This window comes from Robiginitalea sp., assembly GCF_049588695.1.
Taxonomy (GTDB): Bacteria; Bacteroidota; Bacteroidia; order Flavobacteriales; family Flavobacteriaceae; genus Robiginitalea.
In genome coordinates this window covers 1-6,925 of the sequence record NZ_JBAVZJ010000466.1, presented here as the reverse complement: position 1 = coordinate 6,925, position 6,925 = coordinate 1, and the positions used below count along the sequence as shown (strand labels likewise).

4 protein-coding genes are annotated in these 6,925 nt (G+C 47.8%); 2 read left to right on the top strand and 2 right to left on the bottom strand.

The genetic code is table 11. The features are described 5' to 3' along the window. The coding region (locus tag WBV75_RS11020) for an amidase family protein (protein ID WP_424120656.1) at window positions 1–1,609 on the top strand (1,609 nt) is incomplete at its 5' end. A gap of 17 nt (window positions 1,610–1,626) precedes the next feature. On the opposite strand, the gene WBV75_RS11015 is transcribed toward WBV75_RS11020, so the two are convergent. Then, entirely contained in the window at window positions 1,627–2,763 is a 1,137-nt protein-coding gene (locus WBV75_RS11015) for a serine hydrolase domain-containing protein (protein WP_424120655.1), read from the bottom strand. A 175-nt stretch (window positions 2,764–2,938) separates the two neighbouring features. On the opposite strand from WBV75_RS11015, the gene rimO reads away from it, so the two are divergent. Further along, window positions 2,939–4,252 carry a 30S ribosomal protein S12 methylthiotransferase RimO gene (rimO, locus tag WBV75_RS11010; RefSeq protein WP_424120654.1) on the top strand — a complete coding sequence of 438 codons (1,314 nt, stop codon included), beginning with the start codon at window positions 2,939–2,941 and terminating at the stop codon, window positions 4,250–4,252. A gap of 8 nt (window positions 4,253–4,260) precedes the next feature. Here the strand turns inward: rimO and WBV75_RS11005 are convergent, their stop codons facing one another. After that, complete coding sequence (locus WBV75_RS11005; RefSeq protein ID WP_424120657.1) at window positions 4,261–6,294, bottom strand: DUF349 domain-containing protein; 2,034 nt, start codon at window positions 6,292–6,294, stop codon at window positions 4,261–4,263. Between the last annotated feature and the right edge of the window lie 631 nt (window positions 6,295–6,925).

Here is a 6,925-nt window from a genome sequence, read left to right as displayed (position 1 = left end):
GGCTGTGGAAGGAGCCCTCTGGAACCGTTATGATGAGACTGAGGAGATAGCAGCAAACGCGGACCACCCCGTGGCACGTATGCGTTATAAGCTCATACAGTCCAGGGTTTTGGATAAAAATGATGTTTTTTTACCGCTTTACCCGGAGGTTCAGAAACTCGCTGAGGCCGAGTACCAGCGCTTAAAACCCATGGTGCTTGGAAAGACCATTCCAGAAGTCCAACAGGCCATACAAAGCAATGCGTTTTCCTACGAAGACCTTACCCGGTTCTTTCTTTATCGGATATATAAATACGAGCTCGATAATACCACTACGCTTAATACGGTGATCGCTTTGAATCTCGATGTGATCGAGGAGGCTAAACGGCGGGATGCCGCCCTTAAGGCAGATCCCGAAACTTCCCGCCATCCCATATTTGGAATGCCTGTGCTGCTAAAAGATAATATTAACACCGAAGGGATGCGCACTACGGCCGGAGCGATTGCACTTCAGGACAACAAAACCGGTGATGCTTATATCGTGGAGCGGCTCAGGGAAAAGGGTGCTTTGATCCTGGGGAAGGTGAACCTCAGTGAATGGGCCTATTATATGTGCAGTGGGTGCCCGGTAGGGTATAGCGCCATCGGAGGACAAACCCTGAATCCCTATGGGCGAAGGACATTTGAAACCGGGGGTTCGAGTTCAGGAAGCGGTACAGCTATGGCTGCCGGATACGCCATGGGTGCTGTGGGGACGGAAACTTCGGGATCTATCCTTTCGCCTTCGAGTCAGAATTCCATCGTAGGTTTAAAGCCAAAGGTTGGCATGTTGAGCCGCAATGGCATTGTTCCCATATCGGGAACCCTGGATACACCCGGCCCCATGACGCGGACCGTTACCGATGCAGCCATTCTCATGGACGCCCTGCTGGGATATGATGTTTTAGACCCGGCTGCCTTTAATGTGAATTGGGGCGATAACTGGTATGAGAAACCTACTCCGAATGCCGTAGGCGGACTGCGTTTGGGTGTTTTTAAATCCCTTATGGATTCAGATACTTTGTACCGTCAGACGGTCACAAACCTGAAGAATGCAGGGGCCAAAATCATTGAGTTTAAAGATCCGGAAGTGGAACAGGAGGGCTTTCTGACCTTATTGAATCTGGATATGAAAAGTGCACTGCCCGAGTATTTAAGCACTCAGATTCTCGACACCCTTGCCGTAACCGTGCGCTCGGTCGAAGATGTCGTTGCGTTTAATCAGCAGGATCCTGACTTGAGAATGCCCTATGGGCAGGAACGGCTGGAAGGAATTCTGGCAGACAAAACTTCAGAGGAAGAATTTCTGAAAATCCGAAAGGGACTTTTGGATGGGGGGCGTCAATTTTTTGACGAACCCTGGGAAGCGCATCAGCTTGACGGAATTTTATCTATCAACAATCGACATGCGGGGTTTGCGGCCACTGCCCAAAATCCTGCAATTACAGTTCCCATGGGATATCGGGAGAGCGGGGAGCCTGTGGGCCTGACCATAATCGTGCGAGGGTTTCAAATTCCGCTTGCTTTCCAGATTGCCTATGCCTTTGAAGCCTTGCAACCTGCAAGGAAGGCGCCTGCGGGATATGAGTGATTAACAATGGAATTTTTCTAGAGGCCCATCATTTCCGAAAGTCGCTGCCATAAGGCATTGTCAAAGCTGGACGGTCCGACCAGTGCGTCCCCGGCGTCATTACCCATCCGGATCACAACAAGGTTTTGGGAGGGGACCACATAGAGTTTCTGATCGTTTTTGCCCAGGCCTGCTATAAGATCCGCGGGTGCTGAAGGTATCAGCGACCCTGAGAATACGACCTGGCTACCGGGGGCCATATACCGATCCTTGCCATTGAGCCACCACAGGTAACCATAGGCCTTGTTCATAGACTGAGACGTACTCAGCATATCTGCAGTGTATCTACCATCTTCGAGGATGACTTCGGAGTCCCAGACCCCTTTGGAGAGTACCAGAAGGCCAAAACGAGCCATTGAACGGGCTGAACTGTAATAAATATTATTTCCTTCACCCTGTGCCAGCCAAAATCCATCCATACCGATCCGATCCCGGAGTACCCTGTTAAAATAGGGGCTGAATTCTTCAGAAACAGCTTCGGCGACTACATTTTGTAGTAAGGTATAGGGACCATTGTGATAGGCCCATCGCGAACCTGAGTCCGCTTTGAACTGCAAGCAATTTGGAAGTGTGCATTCAAAAATATTTTCATCCAATCCGGTGGTCATCCTTAACTGGTCTGCAATCCGGATCTTTTGCTCCTTTTCAGGGGGTGCTGTAGTCCAGCCTTCTCCGAGATAATCGGCCGTTGAATCTTCAAGCTTTAATTTCCCTTCTGCCTGTGCAATACCAACGGTAAAAGCGGTCAGGGTTTTTCCTGCTGAAGCCCAATACCAGAGACTGGACTCCGTAAAGTCTCCGAAATAGGATTCCATCACAATTTTGCCGTCTTTCAGGATGATAAAGGCCTGGGTGCCTTCAGCTTCGAGATAGGAAACAAGGGAAGTCGCCAATTCCGCATCCCATCCCAGACCTTCCACAGATATAGTCTCCCACTGCCCACCTGCCTGTAGAGGCGGGTAGTACAGGTTCTGAGGAATTACAGGTGGATCTTCGGAATCGGCCTCGCCTGTGGTTACTTCCGATTTAGAACAAGCAGAAAGGACCAGACATATACAGCCCATTTCCAAAAGGATGCGCAAGCGTTTAACCCGTACTATGAAAAACCTTTTCATCGGTTTATTTTTATTGTTTTTAATAGGTCAGATGTAATTCGCCAAAAACCATCTCGGTTGGTGTCAAGAATTGTTATGGCTCATTTCATAGAACCAGAACGTAAAAAAGGTATATTTCCTTGTAAAAACTCGACAAAACTCAGGTATATCGTATTTTTGCCGCCAATAAAGAGGTATGAGAACTAAAACTCGCGCGAAAAACCGTATTAACGTCATCACCCTGGGATGTTCCAAGAACCTCTATGATTCTGAAGTGCTCATGGGGCAGTTACGGGCCAATGAAAAAGAGGTAGTCCACGAAGGGGACGGAAATATTGTGGTTATAAACACCTGTGGTTTTATTGCGAATGCCAAGGAAGAAAGCGTTAATACCATCCTGGAGCAAGTACGTGAAAAGGAAGCGGGCCGGGTGGATAAGGTTTTTGTAACCGGTTGTTTAAGCGAACGGTATAAGCCGGACCTCGAAAAAGAGATTCCCAATGTGGATGCTTATTTTGGGACACAAGACCTCCCCAGACTCTTGAAAGCACTGGGAGCAGATTATAAACACGAACTTGTCGGAGAACGCCTGACAACTACACCTTCGAACTACGCCTATCTGAAAATTGCAGAAGGGTGTGACCGCCCGTGTTCATTTTGCGCCATACCCCTGATGCGGGGTAAGCACCGCAGTACACCCATTGAAGCATTAACGGAACAGGCGATTTCCCTTGCGGCCAAGGGCGTCAGGGAGCTGATACTCATAGCCCAGGACCTGACTTATTACGGTCTTGATATCTATAAAAAAAGGGCTTTGGCTGAATTGCTGCAGGAGCTTTGCAAAGTTGAGGGCATAGACTGGATTCGTCTTCATTACGCCTTCCCCACCGGTTTTCCTATGGATGTCCTTGAGGTAATGCGCAACGAACCCAAAGTTTGCAACTATATCGATATACCCTTGCAACATATCGCGGATCCGATTCTTAAAAGTATGAGACGGGGGACGACCCGGGAGAAGACCAATGCCTTGCTGGAGGCTTTCCGCACACAGGTCCCCGGAATTGCCATTCGTACCACGCTTATCGTGGGGTATCCGGGTGAAACCGAAGCTGACTTTCAGCTCCTCAAAAATTGGGTCAGCGAGCAGCGCTTTGAGAGGTTGGGTTGTTTTACCTACAGTCATGAAGAACAAACCCATGCCTATAACCTGGAAGACTCCGTCCCTGAGGACGTCAAACAAGAACGGGCCAATGAGATAATGGAGATTCAGTCTCAGATTTCCTGGGAAGCCAACCAGAAAAGGATTGGCCAGGTCTACCGCTGTATGATCGATAGGGTAGAGGGGGGGTATTTTGTCGGTCGCACCGAGTTCGACTCTCCGGATGTTGATAATGAAGTGCTTATAGACGCTTCTAAGTACTACCTGCGCCTTGGAGAGTTTGCTGAATTACGGATTACAGAGGCATCCGATTTTGACCTTTATGGCGAACCGGAGACGGGGGTAAAATAATCTGTTTTTCAGGATACAGCATCATCCTCTGAGGCTTCCTGTGCCTCGGTATTTGCAGCCTCACTATTGAGGTTATTCCTGAGAATATTGAGTTTTTTCATTTTTGCCTTCCAATTGTCCAGGCCTTTTTTCTTCTTTTCCAGATTTACCAAAACTTCCTTCACCAGCGGATTATCTTCAGAAGGTTCTGAAAAAAAGTTGAGGTTATTCTCCAATTGACGAATTTCCCCTTTTACTTCCTCAATTTTTTTACGGATAAACTGCCGTTCCTGTTCTATGGCATAGGAATCTTCTTCTTTGGCCAGATCGGCGATCCGATCCCCGTATTTCAGAATTTCAGCTTCCTGCGACCCCACATTGAGTTTTCGGAATAAGGCGTCGAGGATTTTATTGAATTTCGAAGTAATGTGCATCTTGTTCCTGGGGACATGCCCGATGTCCTTCCATTTTTTAACGAAGTCCTTAATGGTGTTCAGGTCTTCTTCGCGCTTCCCCGTCAATTCAAAGCCCTTCAACTGGTCGAGTACAGTCAGTTTGAGCTTGAGATTCTTCTTTTCCTGGTCAAACGCACTATTCTTTTTGCTGTGCAGGCGGTCGAAGTAGTGATTGCAGGCGGCTTTGAATTCTTTCCATATCGCATCCGAATATTTCCGGGGAACGTGCCCAATTTCTTTCCATTCCCTTTGAATTTTTTTCATCTCAGGCGTGACAGTATCCCAGTCCTCACTGTCCTTTAAGGCTATCGCGCGCTCAAGAAGGCTTTTCTTCCGGTCCAGATTAAGGTGTTGTTCTTTTTTGAGGTTCTTGTAAAACGCATTCTTGCTGCGATTAAAATTGCGGACAGCGGCCTTGAATGCACTCCAGGTAGCTTCATTATCCTTTTGGGGAACCTTACCGGCCTTAAAAAACTGATCCCGCAGTGTTTCGATTTCCCGGATTTGTTTCTGTATGCCTTTGTGGTTTTTGGCAACGGTGGAACTCACTTCTTCAATCCGTGCAATGATCTTTTGTTTTTCTTCCAGATTGCCCTGGTAACGCTTATCGAGTTCCTGAAAATAGCCCTGTCTGCGATCGTGCATTTTCCGGGTAGCTTCACTGAACCTTTCCCAGATTTCTTCACGGTGTTCCTTGCCGACAGGTCCAATGTCTTCTTTCCAGATTTTATGTAGGATCTGTAACTCCCGAAAAGCTTTATTGATATCCGGTTCCTCCAGCAGGGCTTCGGCCCTCTGGCTCAATTTTTCTTTTTCGACGAGGTTATGTTTGAAGTCCAGATCCCTCAGCTCCCGGTTCAGGGATAGAAAATCGTAAAATATTTCCAGGTGATGTTGGTAGGTACGCCATACATCGTTGTACTGGGTACGCGGCACAGGGCCGGCCTTTTTCCACCGCTCCTGAAGCTCTTTAAAACTCTTGTATGTGGAGTTCATGTTTTCCTCCACATTGACCAGGCCTTTGAGCTGTTCAATAATGGCGAGTCGCTCCTCCAGGTTTTGGTTTAATTGTTTCTCCAGGTTTTTGTAGTACTGACTCCGCTGCTCCCGATATTCAGAATACAGTTCGTTAAACTGCCGTTTGGTTACCGAATTATAGCTGAAATCAGACGCCTCTCCGCCACGACTGATAAACTCTTCTTTTTTCTCTTCAATAAACTCCTGGAATTTCAGGTTAAACTCTTTGCGAATGGCCTCTACATGACGCCGTATGGACTGCACTTTTTCAGATCGCATAAGACGTTGCAATTCCCCAACCAGATTTTCCATAGAAAGGGAATGATAGTCTAAAAAGGGAATCTGGTGCCTTCGCTGATTTTCGGTATCTTCAGCATCTTCGGCAATTGTTTTGTCGATATCCTCATCAGAGTCTTCACTATCGTCTGAATCCTCTGTCTCTGCTGTTTCCTTAGAGTCCCCTGGTTCTTCTGACGGTTTTTCAGTCTCCGGGATTTCTGGTTTTTCATCGGTTTGGGGGGCAACGGATCCTGCTGCCGTTTCAGGAGCTTCTTCAGTTTTGGTCGCCCGCTCCCGGACCTCATTAGTCATTTCTTCAGGGGAAGGGACGGGCGTATTATCAGAAATATTTTGGCTTGTACTTTCGGGAACTTCTGTAGCGCCGGATTCAAGTCCGGGGTCGGGAGTTTCGGCTGTTTGCGTTGAGCCTTTGCTTTCAGGGGTTTCAGGTCCTGGAGTATCGGGTGCTGAAGCAGAAGTTTCCAGGTTTTCGTTAGCAGTTTCCACGGTTTTGTTCCCAGGTTCCGCTGTTTCACCTGCATGAGGTGTTGCCATCTCCCCGGGAGTTTTATCGGTTTTTAAACTGCCTGCCAATTCCGCGTCCTTTCCCTGATCCACAACAGGTTCGGAGTCCGGAACCGGTCTCTTTTCTCCTATGGGTTTGGCAGGTTTTTCTTCAGGTATGGTGTTTGCCTGGTTCTTCTCAGACTCCGTTTGGTCTGTCCCCCCTGCAAGTTCTTCCTGCAGTTCATGTTTATCCGCTTCGGGCATTGTCGTCTATTTTCGGAATACGTAGATCTCCTTTTCCAAGATACTAACATGTGGCCTGACCACAAAAGGTATCTCAATTCTTTTTTCAGGAATCCCGTTATAAACTAAATCCCGCCTCCCCGGTTCCATATTTCCCAGGATGCTTCAGCCTGCAAATGGAGCATTTCCAATC

Coding starts and splice junctions, on each gene's coding strand:
- WBV75_RS11015 (WP_424120655.1), bottom strand. CDS start 2,763: ATGAAAAGGTTTTTCATAGTACGGGTTAAACGCTTGCGCATCCTTTTG.
- rimO (WP_424120654.1), top strand. CDS start 2,939: ATGAGAACTAAAACTCGCGCGAAAAACCGTATTAACGTCATCACCCTG.
- WBV75_RS11005 (WP_424120657.1), bottom strand. CDS start 6,294: ATGACTAATGAGGTCCGGGAGCGGGCGACCAAAACTGAAGAAGCTCCT.